Source organism: Nocardioides sp. NPDC006273, from assembly GCF_040613495.1.
GTDB lineage: Bacteria > Actinomycetota > Actinomycetes > Propionibacteriales > Nocardioidaceae > Nocardioides.
The window spans coordinates 18,435-38,183 of record NZ_JBEXSD010000033.1 but is presented as its reverse complement, the minus strand read 5'-3'; the positions used below and the strand labels follow the sequence as shown (position 1 = coordinate 38,183).

Sequence of the window (19,749 nt, the reverse complement as noted above, 5' to 3'; positions counted from 1 at the left end):
ACTTGCTTCGCCGGCCCCCGCAACGTGTCCCACGTCACCGCCGTACGCGCCTGATCAGCGGCGGATCACCTTCATCACACTATCGGCGATGCGCGGGGCGATGCTCGGCGCCACCGGCTCGTCCCGGTCGCGGAAGTTGATGTCGACGACCAGAATGACGTTGTCGCTACGCGCAACGAAGTGGCTGGCGTCGCTGTAGTGGCCCGTGTAGTCCTCGGCCATCGCCGACTCGTCCCACTTCTTGTCCCCACGTGAGGTCGCCAGGTCTCCTCGGCTGTCGACGAAGACCTTCTCCGCCGCCACGGATCCAGTTGCCCCTGTGATCGGGCTGGCTCCGACGGCATAGGCGACGACCTGCACGTGCGAGTCGATATAGCCCTCTCGCCGCGTCGTCCACAAGCAACCGCGAAGCCGGGAGTCCCCCGGTGCCTCGAGATCGGTCGGCTTCGCTCCAGGCAGCACCTTGCGTACGTCGGACGCAACCGCATCGCACACGTCGGGCAGCTGCGTGACCGGTCCCTCGTCCGCCACAGCAGGAGGACTCATGTCGCTTCCAGCAGCACCGAGCACGTCCTCCAGGATGCCGACCACGCTTGCCTCCCGAGCAGCCGGAGCAGGAGGCAGCTCGGACCCGCTCGGATCGGTCCGATCCTGGAGCGTCACATGGGCGACGACGTTCTTCCGGCGCACCGAGACCCGGATCTGCGTGCTTGTCACGCGTAGGTCTCCGAACTCGTACGTCTGGTTCTGACCGCCGGCGACGCTGGTGATGATCTCGGCCCAGGCTTCATCGCCGAGACCGGCTACCGCCACCGGCGACTCCATCCGCTCACGCGCCGTGTCCACGATCTCCTCGGCATTGCTGATCGCGCTGCCGTCCGGGCCCGGCAACACCACCTCGACAACCGTCGACACGGTTGTCGAGCCCTCGGTCCATACGCAGTCCAGCGGCACCTCACGACCGAGCAACGCTTCGAACCCGAGGCCGCGCAGTGTCTCCTCGCTCAGCTCCGCGCACGGGTCGACCGTCGGGTCCAGTCGGACGTCTCCCTTCGACCACTTCGGTTTCTCGCCGTCCTTCGGACGCGGGACAGGGTCCGCGGTGGTCTTCTCGGGCACTCGGTAGGCGACGACCCGTTGTCCGCGGGAGCCGTCGCTGAGCTCGCCATAGCCGGCATCGATCAGCAGACCCCCGACCATGACCGGGCTGCCGAGGCTGTCATCGATCCAGCCGACCGTACGTGCCGGCTTCCCTGCCCAGTCCGCGCGCGTGACCCAGTAGCCGCTCCCCCATTCGGTCCGTCCGTCCGGCACGGCTCGCCCCATGTAGACGCCATCCGCATCAGACCCGAGATAGTCGTCGCCCTCCTGGCCGGGCCAACTCGCCAGCTCCTTCCCGGTGCCGGGATCCCAAGCCCGAACTGCCGACTTGTAGGTTCCGTCAGGGCGCGGCTGCGGTTCGCGGCTGTAGCTGCCGACGACCCGGTCACCGCTCACCGCGACGGGGCCCGGGACCAGATAAGCCCCATCGGGTCTTCCGAGGATCGGCCCGATCTCGCCAGAGGCGGGATCGAGCGTACGCAGGCCTGCGACGCCGCCGATCTGGACGTCGGCCAAGAGCGGGTCGGTCGAGTGGAGCGAACCGAGGTCAGGTTCCTTTCCCTCCCGCGACCATCGCTTCTCGCCTGTGTCGATGTCGTATCCCACCAACGCCTTCGGCCCAACGACGATCGCAAGATCGGTGGAGGTGAGCGCACCGCGGCAGTGGCCCGGAAGGTCTTGAAACCTCTGGGTTCCCTTGACGGATGCCAACTTCTTGCCCGAACGCGCCTCCCAGCGATCGACTCCGCACGCCCCGGTCGCGCTCACGGTCTTCGCGCTCAGGCCGATCCCACCGGCCTGCACCGGGTTGAACTGATCGATCCCGGCGTCCGCGGACCAGACCTCCTTCCCAGTCGTCGTATCGATCAGGCGCACTTGATCGCAGTTCAGTCGGGCGCCCGCGCGAACCGCGAGAAGTCCGTCGGCGTTCACCTCGGAGAACCCGCAGGGCTCCTGGGACGGGAGCGTCCACGCGACCGATCCATCCGCCAACTTCAGCGCGAGCAGCCCACTCGTCTCCGGGTCGAAGGCGATCCACAGGTCTTCGGTCGCCGTGTGCGCGGTGACCCGACCCGTCTGACCCAGCGAAGCGGTCCAGGCCCCCTCGAGCCGTGGCACGTCGGCGTAGGGACCCCGGTTGATCCCGCACCCGGAGAACCCTGCTCCGGCCAGCACCAACACCGCTACCACCGCCGCGCGTCGCCGCGCGAACCCAAGACCCCGAGAACTCATGCCCTGAGGTTAAGCGAAATCGGCGGCTACGGTGTGCCGCGGCGGCAGCAGTCCTCGCGGGAGAGCCGGACCTGCGGCGCTTCACCCCAGCTCGATGACGTTGACACACACCCACCCGACCTCGTTCGAGGAAGTTGTCACTTCGGGCCGTCGGCCTGCCCTTCCCGCAGATCAGTGTGATCTCACGTCGTCAGCGAAGACTGGATGAAGAACGGTAGCGTCGGAGTGTGCTGGATCCTGATCGCATCGATCTGCCCGAGCTGGGGCGACTGCTCGACTCACGCGACTGGCGAGCGGGATTCCTCGACCCGTCGACGGGCGAGGTGTGGCCGGCAATCGACGGCGTGGTGCCCGGACTCGACTCGGGGGACATCGACGAGGAGGCGGTCGAGGACTGGGTCCCGATCAACGGGCAAGGGTCGCGGGAGGCGTACGCGGACATGGTCGCCTTCGCCGACGCAGTTCGTGACCCAGGACTCATCAGACGGATCGCGGATGCGCTCGACGGGCCCGGTGCGTTCCGCAGGTTCCGCAACATCGTTCTCGACAACGAGATCGGGCTGGTCTGGCGGCGGTTCAGTGACACCAGAGCCACCGAGCGGGCGTTGAAGTGGCTGAGCGTCGAGGAGCTGCTCGACCGCGAGACCGCCGATCTGCGGCGCAGCCAGCTCCGCGAGCAGGCGGATGCGATCCTCGATGAGATACGCGGCGACGGCCGATCAGCCACCCCGATCCGCACGCTGAGCACGCGGGTCGCGTACTGCAATCCCTGGCTGAGCGTCCGCGAGGACCAGGTGGAGTTCGCGGATGGGTCGCCGGGGCTGTACGGCGTGGTCGAGTGCGCCGACTTCGCGCTGATCATCCCGGCGGAGGAGGACGGGGTCCACCTCGTCGAGCAGTTCCGATACGCCACGGGCGAGCGCTCGTGGGAATTCCCCTCTGGCTCCTACCCACCGGGCGAGAGCGGCAGCGTCGAGGAGATGGCCGCGCGCGAGCTCGCCGAAGAAACCGGGCTGACGGCCGCGACATGGCGTCGGCTCGGGAAGATCCACCCCAACAACGGCACCACCTCGCAGGCGTGCCACGTCTTCCTCGCCACCGGCCTGACCCCCGGTGAACCCGACCGTGAGACGCCGGAGCAGGACATGGTCACGCAACACTTCTCGCGCGCCGAGGTCGAGCAGATGATTCGCGAGGGAGTCGTCATCGACGGACCGACCATCGCGGCGTACGCACTCCTGTTCCTGACCTAGGCGTAGCTCAGGCCATCAGGAAGGCCCTTTGCCGTGCCCGAACGTCGGAGGGCTCATCGCCACACCGCCCAGCCGTTGACCCACTCCGCGTGCGTGTCCTCAGGGAGCACCCGCCACTCCTCGTATGACATCCGCTCCCGGTGCATGCCGACCGCGGACGACTCCATCTCGACCGATGACATGGCACCTCCCTGGCGTGCGTACCCACGATCAACGCCACCCATGATGCCCTGACAAACGTGCCGAGGAAGTGGCGACGCGACTGGCGCCTGCGGTCCTCACCACCCCCGTCAACCCCGCAGGTCGTCGGACAGGTCCACGTTCGACTGCTCGACAACCCAGTCACGGAACTCGTCGATCCGCTCCTGGTAGTGGCGCGATCAGCCCATCGGCATCCCGTCGAGGGTCGGCGAGGCGAGGGCGGCGACGCCGATGTAGACGGCGTCGGATGGCAGCCAGCGGGTGCCGCGGTCGGAACGGAGCACCGCCCGGCCCCGCTCGAGGTCGAAGATGCCGACCCGGATACGGCCACCGGAGCGCACGACCGCAACCTCGCCACGCTTGGGACGGCGGGGGTTGATCAACAGGTCGGAGCCGGGCGGGAGGCCGCGAGAGGTGAGGTGGGCGCCGACAAGGCGGTGGACCAGCGCTCCATCTTCCGGCGCGGCCGCGGGTGGTCGCTTGGCGGGCGCGGACAACGGATCAGGTGTGACGTCGAACGGTAGCGGTACGTCGCACCGGGACGCGCCGCCAGTCGATCTCATGTTCGAAAGCGTACCGGTCGGCGACGGCCCATGGAACCGACCGCGGATCGCGGACTCGTCCATGCGCCCTCCTCTCCCGCCCGCCGCGCCGGTCCGAGAGACTGTGACCCATGACCCTCAATGACCCCACGGACTGGGAAACCGCGTACGTCCGCGGCACGACAGGCTGGGACCTCGGCACTCCCCTGGCCTACATCGAGGAGGACGCGGCGCTGCTCGGCGAGCCCGGCACCGCCTTCGCGCCCGGCGCCGGTCGGGGGCACGATGCGGCAGGGTTGGCAGCTGCCGGATGGCGTACGACGGTTGTCGACCTCTCGCCTGCGGCGGCAACCTACGCCGCGGAACACTACCCGGACCTCACCTACGTGGTCGGCGACGCTCTCGATGCCGATGTCGTCCTGGCCGCGACCGGCGGGCCGGTCGACCTGATGTGGGACCACACCTTCTTCTGCGCGCTGCCGCCCGACTGGCGCGGCCGCGTCGGCGACCTGGCCCGCGCCGTCGTACGCCCCGGCGGGCGGGTCGCGTCGGGGGTCTTCCCGATCGACCGGCCGAGCGCGGAGGAGGGCCCGCCGTGGACGTACGTTCCCGAGGACATGACCCGCGCCCTCGGTACGGACTTCGACCTGATCCACCTCTCCGAGCCGCGCCATCTGAGCCCGCGGCGATGGAGTCACCGACTCGGGATCTGGCAGCGCCGCTGACGCAGCCAGAAACCCGGATGCGGCAACAAGCGCACGCCGCGTACGTTGCCGCTCATGGACTTCGAGGTGCGACCGATCCGGGCCGATGACGCCGAGGTGGTGGCGTACGTCCACCACACCTCGTGGGTGGAGACGTACTCCGGCCTGCTTCCCGCCTCGCACTGGGAGACGGACACGCTCGACGCGCGGGTGACCCGCTGGCAGGGTCTCCTGGCCGAGCCGAACTCGACCCTGGTGGCGGTCGTCGACGACCGGATCGTCGGCTTCGTGACCGCGCGGCCGTCGTGGCGTCAGCACGACATCGACGACGCCCGTCACCTGCAGCTCGGGGCGCTCTACGTGCTCGCCGACCAGCACGGCACCGGTATCGGCCAGGCGCTCCTCGATGCCGCCATCCCGCCGGGCACTCCGGCCCAGCTCTACGTCGCGAAGGGCAACGACCGGGCGATGCGGTTCTACACCCGCAACGGATTCGCCCCCGACGGCGTCGAGGTCCTCGACGACCGCTGCGACCTGGTCGAGCTCCGCATGGTCCGATGAGGCCTCACCCGGCCCCGCCCGCGGGTTGTGAAGCTGACAGTGGCCTATAGGTCACTGTCAGCTTCACAACCTCCGGTCGGCGTCGACATCGGCTGCGGAAGCGCAGGCAGGCTTGGCTCGCCTGACCGGGGTTCCTGGCGGCGGAGCGGTTCTCGACCCGGCCTGCGCATGTTCATCTCCTCGTGGCGTCTCTGTGGCGGAAACGGAAGTCAGCGGCGTACGTCCAGCGCCTCTGGGTTACGCGAGGCGGGCGGGGAAGCCGCCGGTGGCGACGGGGCCCCAGCGCTTCGGGGTGATCCGGAGGAGGGACTTGCCCTGGTCGACCATCGCCTGGCGGTACTCGTCCCAGTCGGAGTGCTCGCCGGAGATGTTGCGGAAGTAGGTCACGAAGGCGTCCAGCGCGGCCCCTCCGCTCGCCGCGTCGAGGACCTCGGCCTCACCGTCGACCTGGACCCAGGCGCCGTTCCACTCCTCGGAGAGGACCATCACGCTCACCTGCGGGCGGTTGCGGGCGTTGCGGGTCTTGGCTCGCTCGGGGTAGGTCGCGATCACGATCCGCCCGTCGTCATCGACGCCGCCGGTGACCGGCGAGAGCTGCGGTGACCCGTCGGCTCGGCTGGTCACCAGGATCATCTGGTGGCGAGGTCGTACGAACTCCAGGAGCCCCTCGAGATCAACGGTCGTGTTCGTCGCGATCGTGCGTGCCATGGCCCCCAGCCTGCCAGGTGAACCCGTCCGGGTCGGTGAAGGCCTCGCCGCCACCTCCCAGGACGATTCCGTACGCCGCAGAGGGGTCGAGCGCGACACCGGTCTCCTTCTCGAGCGCGTGCCGGGGATAGATCGCGAGCTGGACCGCGCCCGACGCGGCCTCGAACTCGGCGTACTTGCCGCCGAAGCTCCGCTTCACACCGAGCCCGCGCTCGGCGTAGAACCGCTTGCTCGCCTTGACGTCGGCGACGCCGAGCAGCAGGACGATGTCGTCGATCTCCCGGGTGGCGGGGCCGCGGTCCTTCTTGGCCGAGGTCGCAATCTTCCAGATCGAGCCGTCGGGGGCCTGGACGATGCCGCCGTAACCCCAGAAGGACTTCTCGACCGGCTTGAGGGAGGTGGCACCGGCAGCGAGCGCGGAGTCGACGAGGCTGTCGACCGTCGAGGGCTGGCCGACGACCAGCGAGATCGTGAACGGCCGGCCGGTGCCGGTGCCGGGGCCCTGGTGCAGGGAGATCTGGTCGGTGAGGCCGAAGGCCTTGTCGTAGAACGCTCGGGCGTCCGTGGGGTCGGTTGCGTCGAGGGTGATGGTCTGAAGAGTGAACATGTCTCGACCTTAGGAATCCCGGGGCCTTGGGGCTTCTCGATTCCTGACCGCCTTGTCTGTTGATCTTCTGAGCAGAAATTGTGTCTGAGACACCGCGTCATAGGCCTGGGGGCATCGCGTCTCATTCCCGCGTTGGCCGTCCTTCGGTGGGAGTTGGGCGGCCAACGTCCTGACAGATGCCTAAGAATCCACAGGATCGGCCGTACGCGATTGGGCTGGTGGCGTGGGCCTTCTTAGACTGCCGCCGTGGAATCTTCCGTCGCCAGGCCTGCTGTCGAGGTACGCGACCTGCGCATGACCTACGGCGACAAGACAGCCGTCGACGGGCTCTCGCTGAGCGTCGCGTCCGGCTCGATCACCGCTGTCCTCGGGCCCAACGGCGCCGGGAAGACGACGACGCTGGAGACGTGCGAGGGCTATCGCCGCCCCCAGCAGGGGACGGTGCGGGTGCTCGGGCTCGACCCGATCGCCGACCGCAAGCGGCTGCTCCCCCGGATCGGGGTGATGCTGCAGGGGCAGGGCGCCTGGAGCGGCGTACGCGCCATGGAGATGCTGCGCCACATCGCGCGGCTGCACGCGCACCCGCTCGACATCGACCTTCTCGCCGAGCGCCTCGGGCTGGGCGAGTGCGGCCGCACCCCCTACCGACGGCTCTCCGGCGGCCAGCAGCAGCGGCTCGGGCTCGCGATGGCGCTGGTGGGCCGCCCGGAGCTGGTCTTCGTGGACGAGCCGACGGCGGGGATGGACCCGCAGGGGCGGCGTACGACCTGGGAGCTGCTCCGCGAGCTGCGCGCCGACGGCGTCACCGTCGTGCTCACCACCCACTACCTCGAGGAGGCCGAGGAGCTGGCCGACCAGGTGCACATCATCGACCGCGGCCGGATGATCGCCTCGGGCACTCCGCTCGAGCTCACCCGCGGCCCAGGAAATGGGATGAGCGCGACCGCCACCGTGAGGCTGGTGGTGACCAAGCCGTTCCCGCCCGGCGCCCGCGAGTCCCTGCGCAAGGCGCTCGGCGAGGAAACCGAGGTCACCCTGCTCGACGAGCGCTCGATGCGGGTCACCGGCCGGGCCGACCCGACCACCCTCGCCAAGGTGAGCCGCTGGTGCGAGGAGAACGACGTCCTCCCCGAGTCGCTGACCCTGGGCCGCAGGAGCCTCGAGGACGTCTTCCTCGACCTCACCGGAGGGCTCACTCTCACGGACGGGGTCGAGCATGTCTGAGGTGACCACGGGGACCTTCACCCCGAAGCCCGGCAGCGCTCCGATCACCCGTCAGGTGATCGCCCAGGCGCTGATGGAGGCCAAGCTGATGCTCCGCAACGGCGAGCAGCTCCTGCTCGCCGTCGTGATCCCGGTGATGGTCCTGATCGGCGGCGTCACCGCCGGCAACGCGATCGACCTCGACCTCGGCACCGACCAACCGCTGGTCGACCTCCTCACCCCGGGGGTCCTCGCCCTGGCGATCATGTCGACCTCCTTCACCAGTCTCGCGATCGCGACCGGCTTCGAACGGCGCTACGGCGTGATCAAGCGGCTCGGCGCCTCACCGCTCCCCCGGATCGGCCTGCTCGCCGGCAAGGTGCTCGCGCTCGGCTGCGTACAGCTCGTGCAGCTCTTCGTCATCGGCGCCGTCGGCCAGCTCCTCGGCTGGACCCCGGCCGCCGGGTTCGGCACGGTTCTCGCCTTCTTCCTCGCCATCGCCATGGGCACGCTGGCCTTCGCCTCGCTCGGGCTCTTCGTCGCCGGCGTGCTGCGTGCCGAGGCGACGCTGGCGGCGGCCAACCTCGTCTACCTGCTTCTCCTCGCCGGCGGCGCCGTGGTGCTGCCGCTGACCGCCTACGGCGCCTTCGGTGACGTCGCCCGCTGGCTGCCCTCGGGCGCGCTGGGTGAGGCGGTACGCACCGCCTTCCTCGACGGCGTCCCGGCTTGGCGAGACCTCGGCGTACTTCTGATCTGGGCCCTTCTCGGCTCCACCCTCACAGCTAGGACCTTCAAGTGGGAATGACCTCCACCGAGCGCTCCACCGGCCCGTCGCCCTCGGCCAAGACTCCCTCAGCCAAAGACAGGGTCCTCGCCTGGCTCCGCGCCCACGCGTTCGGGCTGGCGATCGCCAACCTGGTCGCCAACATCGGGATCGTGGTGACCGGAGCGGTGGTCCGGTTGACCGGTTCCGGCCTCGGCTGCCCCACTTGGCCCAAGTGCACCGAGGAGTCCTACGTGGCTCACGAGGCGCTCGGGATCAACGGCGTGATCGAGTTCGGCAACCGGATGCTGACCTACGTCCTGGCCGCGATCGCCATCACGGTCGTCGTCGCCGTCTGGAACCGCCGAGGCCTTATCCGCAACCTGGCGATCATCATCGCCTGCGGCGTACCGCTCCAGGGGGTCATCGGCGGGATCACGGTGCTCACCGACCTCAACCCGTACGTCGTCGCCCTCCACCTGCTGCTGTCGATGGCGATGGTCGGACTGTGCGTCTGGCTCCTCGACGAGATCCGCTCGCCTCTGCGGGAGGCGGCGCCGCGCAGCGTGCGCGTGGCCGCGTTGGTCACCTTCGCCCTCGGTTGGCTCACCCTTTGGCTCGGCACCGTCGTGACCGGCTCCGGCCCCCACTCCGGCGACCTCGACTCCCGCCGCACCGGCCTCGACCCGGCGCTGATGTCCCACATCCACGCCTACGCCGTCTACGGGCTCGTCGCCGCGACCCTGGTCACCCTCTGGCTCGGCCGCAAGCACGCGTACCTCCGTCGGGTCACGATCGCACTGCTGGTCATCGAGCTGACCCAGGGCCTGATCGGCTGGGTGCAGTACCTCACCGACCTCCCCGTCCTCCTGGTCGGCTTCCACATGCTCGGCGCGGCCCTCATCTCCGCCGGCATCGCCCGCGTCGTGGTCTCCACCCGCGCCCACACCTGACCCTCGAGTCACCGGCGCAGCACTTGCCGGCTGACCGCAACCAGCGCGACGAAGACGAGCACCGCCTCGGGCCCACCATCGTCCCAGGTCGACTCCTGATCTTCGTACGCCCCGAGCCAGTCGCCCGAGAGCACCCACGCCCAGATGCCGACGGCGCACGCGATCACCCACAAGAGCATCACCAGCAGCGCCGCCTCCACGCCGCGTTCCGAATCCGGCCGCTCACGGTCCGGTCGCCAACCGATCAGTGCCAGCAGGATGAGCAGAGCGCCCGCCGCGATCGGAACCCACTGATAGTAAGGGGCGGCCTGCTGATCCGTCTCGGGCACGAGCCGGAAGCCGAACCCGGCCGCGACCACCATCACACCGGTGAGCCCCGCAGAGATCCGCGCCGCTGGTGGGTTGCGTAGCAACACCAACGTGAGGACCCCGCCCGACAGACACGTCGCCGCCAAGATCGGCGCCAGGTCGCGCAGCTCTGCGGGAAACGGCCGGCGCAGGTCTCCTGAGGCCACGTCGCCGCCTGCCGATAGCGCGAGCAGCAACCAGATCAGGCCGATGGCGACGGCAAACCACGCCAGCGCCTCCACCGTCAGTCGGACGGCGCGGGACCACACCACCCCCGGCGTCTTCGGGGTCAGCGGACGAGCGGGTCGACCGCGAGGGCGACGAAGAGCAGACTCAGATAGAGGTTGCTCGAGTGGAAGAGCTGCATCGGGCGGATCTTGGTGAGGTCCTCGGTGCCCTTGGCACGCGCGTGCAGCTGGTGGGCCTGGACGAGGAAGACCGCGCCGAGCGCGAGGGCCGCGACCGGGTAGAGCCAGCCCGTGGAGGCCAGCGGCCACATCAGCAGCGAGGTCGCGACCATGACCCAGGAGTACGCCACGATCTGGCCACCCACGTGGCGGGCGGACTTGACCACGGGCAGCATCGGCACGTCGACCTGCGCGTAGTCCTCGCGGTAGCGCAGCGCCAGCGCCCAGGTGTGCGGCGGGGTCCAGAAGAAGACGACCATGAACAGGATCAGCGGCTCCCAGGAGACCTGGTTCGTGACCGCGGTCCAGCCGATCAGGGTCGGGAAGCAGCCCGCGATGCCGCCCCAGACGATGTTCTGGGTGGTGCGCCGCTTGAGGAGCATCGTGTAGACGAAGACGTAGAACGCGTTCGCGGCCAGCGACAGGCCCGCGGAGAGCCAGTTGACGAAGAACCCGAGCACGACGACCGACAGGACGGCGAGCACCGACCCGAAGATCAGGGCCGCGCGCGGAGTGACCACGTGCCGCGGCAGAGCCCGGCGCCGCGTACGCCTCATCTGCTCGTCGATGTCGCGGTCGTAGACGCAGTTGAAGACCGAGGCCGAACCGGCCGAGAAGATCCCACCGACGACCGTGGCAGCGACCAGACCGACGCCCGGGACACCCTGGGCGGCGAAGAACATCACCGGCACCGTGGTCAGCAGCAGGAGCTCGATCACGCGCGGCTTCGTCAAGGAGACGTACGCCGAGATGACATCGCGCATTGACGCGCGGTCGCTACGCTGGTCGAGGTCGGGGACCGGCTGGTCGACGTGCGTCACTGAGAAGATCCTTCTCGATCGGGTTGAGGCGTCGCATGCGGCTGACAGCGGCAGTTCACAGCATGCGGCTCGCAGTCTAACCCGGGTCGTGAGTAGGCTCGGATTCGGCAGCCCCCACGGCCAGCCCAAGCAGTCCCACGTGGACTCTACGAATTTGGCTCTACTACCTTGAAAAGGCACCTCGTGAGCACCAAACCTGTACTCGAGTGGACCGATCTGGACAGCAAGGCCGTGGACACCGTCCGCGTTCTGGCCATGGACTCCGTGCAGAAGGTCGGCAACGGCCACCCTGGCACCGCGATGAGCCTGGCCCCGGCGGCATACCTGCTCTTCCAGAAGGTGATGAAGCACAACCCCGCCGACACCGACTGGCTCGGCCGTGACCGCTTTGTCCTCTCCGTCGGCCACTCCAGCATCACCCTCTACATCCAGCTCTACCTCGGTGGCTTCGGCCTCGAGCTCGGCGACCTGGAGAGCCTGCGCACGTTCGAGTCGCTCACCCCGGGCCACCCCGAGCGCGGCCACACCCGCGGCGTCGAGGTGACCACCGGCCCGCTGGGCCAGGGCGTCGCCAACGCCGTCGGCATCGCGATGGCCCAGCGCCGGCTGCGCGGCCTGCTCGACCCGGACACCCCGGCCGACCAGCCCAGCCCGTTCGACCACAAGACCTACGTCCTGGCGAGCGACGGCGACCTGCAGGAGGGCGTCAGCAGCGAGGCGAGCTCGATCGCCGGCACCCAGAAGCTCGGCAACCTCACGATGATCTACGACGCCAACCGGATCTCGATCGAGGGCGACACCAACGTCGCCTTCACCGAGGACGTCGCCGCTCGCTACGAGACGTACGGCTGGCACGTGCAGGTCGTCGACTGGACCAACGACGGAACCGAGTACAAGGAGGACGTGCCGGAGCTGTTCTCCGCGATCAACGCGGCCGCCGAGGTCACCGACAAGCCGTCCCTGATCGTGCTGCGCACCGTCATCGCCTGGCCCGCCCCCAACGCCCAGAACACCGGAGCCTCCCACGGCTCGGCTCTCGGCGAGGAGGAGGTCGCCGCGACCAAGAAGGTCATGGGCTTCGACCCGGCCAAGACCTTCGACATCGACCCCGAGGTGCTCGCCCACACCCGCAAGCTCATCGAGCGCGGAGAAGAGGCCGAGGAGGCCTGGCGCGCCGAGGAGGCTGCCTGGGCCGAGGCCAACCCGGAGGGCGCGAAGCTGCTCGAGCGGATGCAGGCCGGGGAGCTCCCCGTCGGCATCGAGGACGCTCTCCCGGTCTTCGAGGCCGACGCCAAGGGCATCGCGACCCGCGCCGCCTCCGGCAAGGTGATCAACGCCCTCGCGCCGGTGCTGCCCGAGCTGTGGGGCGGCTCGGCCGACCTCGCCGGCTCCAACAACACCACCATCTCGGACGCACCCAGCTTCGTCCCGGAGGACCGCTCCACCGGTGAGTGGAAGGCCGACCCGTACGCCGGCCGCGTGCTCCACTTCGGCATCCGCGAGCACGGCATGGGCGCGATCCTCAACGGCATCGTGGCCCACTCCCCGACCAAGGTCTTCGGCGGCACGTTCTTCCAGTTCTCCGACTACATGCGCGGTGCCGTGCGTGTCGGGGCGCTGTCCAAGCTGCCGGTGATCCACGTCTGGACCCACGACTCAATCGGCCTGGGCGAGGACGGCCCGACCCACCAGCCGGTCGAGCACCTCGCCGCGGTCCGGGCCATGCCGGGCCTCGACGTCATCCGTCCTGCTGACGCCAACGAGACCGCCGCCGCGTGGCTCGAGGTGCTCAAGCACCACGACCGCCCCTCGGCGCTCGTGCTGACCCGTCAGGCGCTGCCGACCTTCCCCCGCGGGAGTGAGGGCTACGCGACCACCGAGGGCGTGGCCAAGGGTGGCTACGTGCTCCTCGACTCCCCCACCGACAACGTCGACGTGGTGCTGCTCGGCACCGGCTCCGAGGTGCAGTACGCGGTCGCCGCCCGCGAGGAGCTCGCGAAGGAGGGCATCGGCGCCCGCGTCGTCTCGCTGCCCTGCCTGGAGTGGTTCGATGCCCAGGAGCAGGACTACCGCGACTCGGTGATCCCGCCCAGCGTCAAGGCACGAGTCAGCGTCGAGGCCGGCGTGAAGCAGGGCTGGCGGGAGTACGTCGGCGACGCCGGCCGGATCGTCTCGCTCGAGCACTTCGGCGCCTCGGCGTCCGGAGCGCTGCTGTTCAAGGAGTACGGCTTCACCCCTGAGGCGGTCGTCACGGCCGCCAAGGAGAGCCTTGCCGCCATCAACAAGGGAGCATGAACATGTCTGACCGTCTCAAGGCGCTGGCCGACGCCGGCGTGTCCATCTGGCTCGACGACCTCTCCCGGGAGCGGATCGAGACCGGCAACCTCTCCGATCTCGTCAAGGAGAAGTCCGTCGTCGGGGTGACCACCAACCCGACCATCTTCGCCGCCGCGATCGCCGACGGCGAACGCTACGACGCGCAGCTGCGCTCGCTGGTCGCCGAGGACAAGTCCGTCGACGAGATCATCTTCGCCCTCACCACCGAGGACGTACGCAACGCCTGCGACATCCTCGCGCCCGTCGCCGAGGCCACCAAGGACGACGGCCGCGTCTCGATCGAGGTCGAGCCCACCCTGGCCAACGACACCGACGCGACCATCGCCTCGGCGAAGGCGCTGTGGGCCGCGGTCGACCGTCCCAACGTACTGATCAAGATCCCGGCGACCCTCGAGGGTCTGCCGGCGATCACCGCCGCGATCGCCGAGGGCATCTCGGTCAACGTGACCCTGATCTTCTCGGTCGAGCGCTACCGCGCGGTGATGGACGCCTACCTGACCGGCCTGGAGCAGGCCAAGGCGGCCGGCAAGGACCTGTCCGCCATCCGCAGCGTCGCCTCGTTCTTCGTCTCCCGGGTCGACGCCGAGATCGACAAGCGGCTCGAGGTGATCGGCAGCCCCGAGGCCACCGCGCTGCTCGGCAAGGCCGCGATCGCCAACGCCATCGCCGCCTACGCCGCGTTCGACGAGGTCCACAAGAGCGAGCGCTGGACCGCGCTGGCCAGCCAGGGCGCCAACGCCCAGCGGCCCCTGTGGGCCTCGACCGGGGTCAAGAACAAGGCCTACCCCGACACCCTCTACGTCACCGACCTGGTCGTCGCCGACACGGTCAACACCATGCCGGAGAAGACGATGGACGCCTTCGCCGACCACGGTGAGGTCAAGGGCGACGTCGTCAGCGGCAAGGGCGCCGAGGCCGCGACGGTATTCGAGTCGCTGCGCTCGGTCGGGATCGACGTCGACGACGTCTTCCTGACGCTGGAGACCGAAGGCGTGGACAAGTTCAAGGCCTCCTGGACCGAGCTCGTCGACACCGTGGTCGCCCAGATCGAGGCGGTCAAGAAGTGACTCGAGGCCCGGTCGACGCGACGACGACGGACGCATGGAAGGCACTCACCGAGCTGAGGGCCGGCTTCGAGCCGGACCTGCGCTCGTGGTTCGCCGATGATCCCGGCCGGGCCTCACGCTTCACCTATCAAGCGGCCGACCTCCATGTCGACCTCTCCAAGGACCTCATCACCGACGACCTCCTGGCCTGCCTGCTGGCGCTCGCCGAGCAGGTCGGCCTCGAGGCGCGGCGCGACGCGATGCTCTCCGGTGAGCGCATCAACGTGACCGAGGACCGCGCGGTGCTCCACACCGCGCTGCGCCTTCCCGCCGACGCGTCACTCGTCCTAGACGGCACCGACGTCGTGCCCGGCGTCCACGAGACCCTGGCGAAGATGTACGCGTTCGCCGGCCGGGTCCGCTCCGGTGAGTGGACGGGCGTCACCGGCGAGCGGATCCGGACGGTCGTCAACATCGGCATCGGCGGCTCCGACCTCGGCCCGGTGATGGCCTACGAAGCGCTGGAGCCGTTCCACCACCCGGAGATCGAGTGCCGGTTCATCTCCAACATCGACCCCACCGATGCCGGCCAGAAGCTGAAGGGCCTCGACCCGGCGACGACCCTGTTCGTCGTCTCCTCGAAGACCTTCTCGACGCTGGAGACGCTGACCAATGCCCGCCTCGCGCGGGCCTGGCTGCTCGACGCGCTCGCCGAGCACGGTGACGTGGACCCGGCCGATGCCGTGCGAAAGCACTTCGTCGCGGTCTCCACGGCGCTGGACAAGGTCGCGGACTTCGGCATCGACCCGGAGAACGCGTTCGGGTTCTGGGACTGGGTCGGTGGCCGCTACTCGGTCGACTCCGCGATCGGCACCAGCCTGGCGATCGCCATCGGGCCGGAGCGGTTCGGCGAGTTCCTCGACGGGTTCCACGCCATCGACAAGCACTTCGCCGAGACCCCGCTGGCGCAGAACGTGCCGGCGCTGATGGGTCTCCTCAACGTCTGGTACGTCAACTTCCTCGACGCTCAGACCCACGCCGTGCTGCCCTACTCCCAGCTGCTGCACCGGTTCCCGGCGTACCTTCAGCAGCTGACGATGGAGTCCAACGGCAAATCGGTGCGCTGGGACGGCACCGCGGTCACCACCGACACCGGCGAGGTGTTCTGGGGCGAACCCGGCACCAACGGGCAGCACGCGTTCTACCAGCTGATCCACCAGGGCACCCGGGTGATCCCGGCCGACTTCATCGCCTTCGCCAACCCCGCCTATCCGCTCGTGGACACCAGCGACGGGCAGGACGTCGATGTCCACGAGCTGTTCCTGGCCAACTTCTTCGCCCAGACCCAGGCGCTGGCCTTCGGCAAGACCGACGAGCAGGTGCGTGCCGAGGGCACCCCTGAGCACATCGTCAACGCGCGGGTCTTCTCCGGAAACCGGCCCACCACCTCCATCATGGCGCCGGCCCTGACGCCCGGCGTCCTGGGCCAGCTGATCGCGCTCTACGAGCACATCACCTTCACCCAGGGCGTGGTGTGGGGCGTCGACTCCTTCGACCAGTGGGGCGTCGAGCTCGGCAAACAGCTCGCTCAGCAGATCAGCTCCGCCGTCTCCGGCGACGCGAGCACCGCCCGCCAGCAGGACACCTCCACCCAGTCCCTCATCGCCTACTACAGAGAGAAGCGTCAGTGACGACCAGCGACGGTCACCCCGAGTCACTCATCGAGGTCCACGACACCGCGGAAGCGCTCGCCTCCGCGGTCGCCGGAGAGTTCCTCAGCCGTGTCGCCGACCTGCAGGCCGCCGGCGACGTACCCACCATCGGTCTGACCGGTGGCACCATCGCCGAGGCCATCCACCGCGAGATCGCGCGGCTCGCGCCTGAGTCGGGTGTCGACTGGGGCGCGGTCGACTTCTTCTTCGGCGACGAGCGCTACGTCGCCGCCGACTCCCCCGACCGCAACGCCGGCCAGTCCCGTGCGGCGTTCCTCAGCTCGGTCGGCGTGCCCGACCACCGCATCCACGAGATGCCCGCCACCGACTCCGGCCTGAGCGTCGAGGAGGCCGCGGCGCAGTTCTCCGAGGACGTACGCAGTCACGGCGGCGGTGGCTTCGACATCCTCATGCTCGGCGTCGGCCCCGACGGCCACATCGCCTCCCTCTTCCCCGGCTTCCCGCAGCTCGAGGCGAAGGATGCGATCGCGGTCGGCGTCACCGGCTCCCCCAAGCCCCCGCCCGAGCGCATCACCTTCACCTTCGAGGCCCTGCGCCGGTCCACGACCGTCTGGTTCCTGGTCAGCGGCGAAGGCAAGGCCGACGCCGTGGCGAAGGCCCACGCCGGAGCCCCGATCTCCGAGATCCCGGCCGCCGGCGTCATCGGCACCCACGAGACCACCTGGTTCCTGGACCGGGCCGCCGCCTCGAAGCTCTGATCCCCGCCGACTCGGCGCGACTGTTCCACCCAGGAGCGCCGAGTCGGCGCAAATGTCTCAGAAACTCCGTTACCCGGGTTGCTAACGGCAGGTAGATCTTTGCCGCAGTGGGTTCCACGCGCTCTCGCCGACTGCCACCATCCGAGCATGTCCTTCAGCGCCTCTCGGCGGCTGCGCCTGACCCTGTCCAGCCTCGTTGCCCTCGCCCTGGCGAGCTTCATGGCGGTCGTCATCACGACCGCCCCGGCCCAGGCGGCCACGATCACCGTCACCACGGCGATCGCCACCCAGAACGGCTCGACGGCCACCGTCCGCGGCTACGTCGTCGGCCAGCCCACCGCGACCGACACCGTCGTGACCAGCAACTACCCCAACGACTACGCGCTCGCGATCGCCGACTCAGCCTCGGAGACCAGCACGTCGAGAATGCTCTACGTGCAGATCCCCAGCGCCTTCCGCAGCTCGTGGGGCCTGCGGTCCAACCCGAGCCTGAAGGGCCGCCAGATCGATGTCACCGGCACCCTGACGGCGTACTTCTCCCACCCCGGCCACAAGAACGCCACCGCCTTCGCGTTCGCCGGCTCCACGCCGACCCCGACTCCGACTCCTACGGCCACCCCCACCGCTGACCCGAACATCCCGGCGGGTTACTACGACCCGGCCGCCGGCCTGTCCGGCTCGTCACTGAAGGCGGCGCTGCACAACATCATCGACGGCCACACCACGCCGTCCTACAGCGCGGTATGGGAGGCGCTGAAGGTGCTCGACCAGGACCCGAACAACTCCGCGAACGTGATCGAGTTCTACTCCGGCGTCTCCACGCCGAAGACCAACAACGGTGGTGGCGCCGACAACTGGAACCGCGAGCACACCTGGCCGCAGAGCCGCGGCGACTTCGGCACGAGCAACGGCCCGGGAACCGACGTGCACCACCTGCGGCCCGAGGACGTCACCGTCAATTCCACCCGCGGCAGCAAGGACTTCGACCTCGGCGGGTCGGCCGTCTCGGAGTGCGGCGACTGCTGGACCGACTCCGACTCGTTCGAGCCCCGTGACAGTGTGAAGGGCGACCTCGCCCGCGGCATCCTCTACATGGCCGTGCGCTACAACGGCGACGACGGGTTCGCCGACCTGGAGGTCAACAACGCCATCAACGGCTCGACCGAATACCTCGGCAAGGTCTGCATCCTGCTCGACTGGCACGGCGCCGACTCCGTCACGGCAGCCGAACGCTCGCGAAACGACAAGATCTACTCGACCTACCAGCGCAACCGCAACCCGTTCGTCGACCACCCTGAGTACGCCGACGCCGTCTTCGGCGCCACCTGCTGACCCCCGCCGAGTCGGCGCGTCCTGACCGAAAAACTCATCGAGTCGGCTCATCCTGACCAGATCCCGCGCCGAGTCGGCTCGTCACAACGAGCCGACTCGGCACTCAAGGTTAAATGTCGGTGGTCACGCTCATGCTGGGCCCATGGATATCGAACAGATGCAGTTCACCCGTACGCTCGGCCCCGACTTTCCGCTAGCAGCGACGCTGCCATTCACCGCCAAGATGGCGCTCGATTCCGGCGTGACCTATCGACAACTGCGCGAACTCGTGCACCTGGGCCTGATCCGCCGCTTGATCAAAGGGGTCTACCTCGCTACGGAGGTGGGCGACTCGCTCGAACTGAGGGTCGCAGGGCTCAAGCTCGTGGTTCCCGAAGACGCCGTGGTGGTCGATCGGCACGCCGGGTGGCTCCTCGGCGCCGACATGATGCTCGCTCCTGGCGAACATCTCGACCTGCAGCCCCTCTCCGTCTTTCTCCCTGCTGGCCGTGGACGCCTGCGTAACGACCTCGCTGCCAGCGGTGAACGCACCTTCCACGACGATGACATCGTCGAGGTCGAGGGTCTGCTGGTCACGAGCGCGCTCCGCACAGCCTGGGATGTCGGCCGGGTGCGTTGGCCGGAGCGGGCCATCGCCGCGGTCGACCAGATGCACCGGCTCGGTCGCTACGACTGCGACGAGTTCCTTGCTGGAATCAACAGGTTTCGCGGACAGCGGTACGTCACCACGCTTAGGGCTGTCGGACCGCTCGCCGATGGCCGCGCTGAGTCACCTCCTGAGTCGGTGCTGCGGATCTGGTCGAAGGAGGTGAGGGGCCTCGATCTCGTACCGCAGCTCGAGGTCCGTCGCGGGAGCCGATTCCTCGGACGTCTCGACCTTGGCAACGAGCACCTGAGGATAGGCGTCGAATACGACGGGGCCGAGTGGCACAGCAACCCCGATCAGCTGGAACGCGACCGGACCCGCCGAACCGCGATGATCGACGACGGCTGGCTCATCGAGGTCTTCACCAAGGACGACACGTTCCGCAGACTCGCTGACCCCGGCGTACGACTGCGCCGGCTGCGGGACCGCGCCTACCAGCGCCTCGACCACGCGACGGCCGCCTGAAATCGCCGAGTCGGCTCGTCCTGACCAGATCCCGTGCCGAGTCGGCTCGTTATAACGAGCCGACTCGGCACCGATTCATGTCAGAAC

19 protein-coding genes are annotated in these 19,749 nt (G+C 68.9%); 12 read left to right on the top strand and 7 right to left on the bottom strand.

The features are described from left to right. Positions 1 to 54: 54 nt before the first annotated feature. Positions 55 to 2,334, bottom strand: a complete 2,280-nt coding sequence (locus ABZZ22_RS15590) for a PQQ-binding-like beta-propeller repeat protein (protein WP_354932857.1) — start codon at positions 2,332 to 2,334, stop codon at positions 55 to 57. 227 nt (positions 2,335 to 2,561) lie between these two features. On the opposite strand from ABZZ22_RS15590, the gene ABZZ22_RS15585 reads away from it, so the two are divergent. Then, a complete protein-coding gene (locus tag ABZZ22_RS15585; RefSeq protein ID WP_354932855.1) occupies positions 2,562 to 3,587 on the top strand; it encodes an NUDIX hydrolase in 1,026 nt (341 codons plus the stop codon). 53 nt (positions 3,588 to 3,640) lie between these two features. Here ABZZ22_RS15585 and ABZZ22_RS15580 read toward each other — a convergent pair whose 3' ends face one another. Both ABZZ22_RS15580 and ABZZ22_RS15575 read right to left on the bottom strand, forming a co-directional pair. Then, positions 3,641 to 3,769: a hypothetical protein gene (locus ABZZ22_RS15580; RefSeq protein WP_354932853.1), complete on the bottom strand. Its 129-nt coding sequence runs from the start codon at positions 3,767 to 3,769 to the stop codon at positions 3,641 to 3,643. 198 nt (positions 3,770 to 3,967) lie between these two features. After that, positions 3,968 to 4,351 carry a hypothetical protein gene (locus tag ABZZ22_RS15575; protein WP_354932851.1) on the bottom strand — a complete coding sequence of 128 codons (384 nt, stop codon included), beginning with the start codon at positions 4,349 to 4,351 and terminating at the stop codon, positions 3,968 to 3,970. 110 nt (positions 4,352 to 4,461) lie between these two features. Here ABZZ22_RS15575 and ABZZ22_RS15570 point away from each other — a divergent pair, with 110 nt between their 5' ends. Both ABZZ22_RS15570 and ABZZ22_RS15565 read left to right on the top strand, forming a co-directional pair. Further along, positions 4,462 to 5,055 (top strand): methyltransferase domain-containing protein, encoded by a 594-nt coding sequence (locus tag ABZZ22_RS15570; protein WP_354932849.1) that lies wholly within the window; start codon positions 4,462 to 4,464, stop codon positions 5,053 to 5,055. A gap of 54 nt (positions 5,056 to 5,109) precedes the next feature. Continuing rightward, complete coding sequence (locus ABZZ22_RS15565) at positions 5,110 to 5,595, top strand: GNAT family N-acetyltransferase (RefSeq protein ID WP_354932847.1); 486 nt, start codon at positions 5,110 to 5,112, stop codon at positions 5,593 to 5,595. A gap of 237 nt (positions 5,596 to 5,832) precedes the next feature. Here the strand turns inward: ABZZ22_RS15565 and ABZZ22_RS15560 are convergent, their stop codons facing one another. After that, on the bottom strand, positions 5,833 to 6,303 hold the full coding sequence (locus tag ABZZ22_RS15560; protein ID WP_354932845.1) for a PPOX class F420-dependent oxidoreductase: 471 nt from the start codon (positions 6,301 to 6,303) through the stop codon (positions 5,833 to 5,835). Beyond that, positions 6,269 to 6,910 (bottom strand): glyoxalase, encoded by a 642-nt coding sequence (locus tag ABZZ22_RS15555; protein ID WP_354932843.1) that lies wholly within the window; start codon positions 6,908 to 6,910, stop codon positions 6,269 to 6,271. Before ABZZ22_RS15555 ends, ABZZ22_RS15560 begins: the two co-directional genes overlap by 35 nt. Before the next feature lie 294 nt (positions 6,911 to 7,204). On the opposite strand from ABZZ22_RS15555, the gene ABZZ22_RS15550 reads away from it, so the two are divergent. Genes ABZZ22_RS15550 through ABZZ22_RS15540 form a run of 3 tightly spaced genes read left to right on the top strand, consistent with a single transcriptional unit; the run spans position 7,205 to position 9,829 of the window. Beyond that, the gene (locus tag ABZZ22_RS15550; RefSeq protein WP_354932917.1) at positions 7,205 to 8,134 is read left to right on the top strand and encodes an ABC transporter ATP-binding protein; all 930 of its coding nucleotides are present in this window, start codon (positions 7,205 to 7,207) and stop codon (positions 8,132 to 8,134) included. Next, positions 8,127 to 8,918, top strand: coding sequence for an ABC transporter permease (locus ABZZ22_RS15545; RefSeq protein WP_354932841.1), 792 nt, complete (start codon positions 8,127 to 8,129; stop codon positions 8,916 to 8,918). The genes ABZZ22_RS15550 and ABZZ22_RS15545 overlap by 8 nt, the downstream gene beginning before the upstream one ends. Continuing rightward, positions 8,915 to 9,829, top strand: coding sequence for a COX15/CtaA family protein (locus ABZZ22_RS15540; protein WP_354932915.1), 915 nt, complete (start codon positions 8,915 to 8,917; stop codon positions 9,827 to 9,829). Before ABZZ22_RS15545 ends, ABZZ22_RS15540 begins: the two co-directional genes overlap by 4 nt. A gap of 8 nt (positions 9,830 to 9,837) precedes the next feature. Here ABZZ22_RS15540 and ABZZ22_RS15535 read toward each other — a convergent pair whose 3' ends face one another. After that, complete coding sequence (locus tag ABZZ22_RS15535) at positions 9,838 to 10,449, bottom strand: hypothetical protein (protein WP_354932839.1); 612 nt, start codon at positions 10,447 to 10,449, stop codon at positions 9,838 to 9,840. A 17-nt stretch (positions 10,450 to 10,466) separates the two neighbouring features. Further along, positions 10,467 to 11,405: a heme o synthase gene (locus ABZZ22_RS15530; RefSeq protein WP_354932837.1), complete on the bottom strand. Its 939-nt coding sequence runs from the start codon at positions 11,403 to 11,405 to the stop codon at positions 10,467 to 10,469. 183 nt (positions 11,406 to 11,588) lie between these two features. Here ABZZ22_RS15530 and tkt point away from each other — a divergent pair, with 183 nt between their 5' ends. From tkt to ABZZ22_RS15500, 6 genes are all read left to right on the top strand, one after another. After that, the gene (tkt, locus tag ABZZ22_RS15525) at positions 11,589 to 13,700 is read left to right on the top strand and encodes a transketolase (RefSeq protein ID WP_354932835.1); all 2,112 of its coding nucleotides are present in this window, start codon (positions 11,589 to 11,591) and stop codon (positions 13,698 to 13,700) included. 2 nt (positions 13,701 to 13,702) lie between these two features. Beyond that, entirely contained in the window at positions 13,703 to 14,809 is a 1,107-nt protein-coding gene (gene tal, locus ABZZ22_RS15520) for a transaldolase (protein WP_354932833.1), read from the top strand. Further along, positions 14,806 to 16,479 (top strand): glucose-6-phosphate isomerase, encoded by a 1,674-nt coding sequence (gene pgi, locus ABZZ22_RS15515; RefSeq protein WP_354932831.1) that lies wholly within the window; start codon positions 14,806 to 14,808, stop codon positions 16,477 to 16,479. The genes tal and pgi overlap by 4 nt, the downstream gene beginning before the upstream one ends. Then, positions 16,476 to 17,219, top strand: a complete 744-nt coding sequence (pgl, locus tag ABZZ22_RS15510) for a 6-phosphogluconolactonase (RefSeq protein ID WP_354932829.1) — start codon at positions 16,476 to 16,478, stop codon at positions 17,217 to 17,219. Before pgi ends, pgl begins: the two co-directional genes overlap by 4 nt. Positions 17,220 to 17,366: 147 nt before the next feature. Further along, positions 17,367 to 18,551, top strand: a complete 1,185-nt coding sequence (locus ABZZ22_RS15505; protein ID WP_354932827.1) for an endonuclease — start codon at positions 17,367 to 17,369, stop codon at positions 18,549 to 18,551. A gap of 142 nt (positions 18,552 to 18,693) precedes the next feature. Then, the gene (locus tag ABZZ22_RS15500) at positions 18,694 to 19,662 is read left to right on the top strand and encodes a hypothetical protein (RefSeq protein WP_354932825.1); all 969 of its coding nucleotides are present in this window, start codon (positions 18,694 to 18,696) and stop codon (positions 19,660 to 19,662) included. Positions 19,663 to 19,749: the final 87 nt, after the last annotated feature.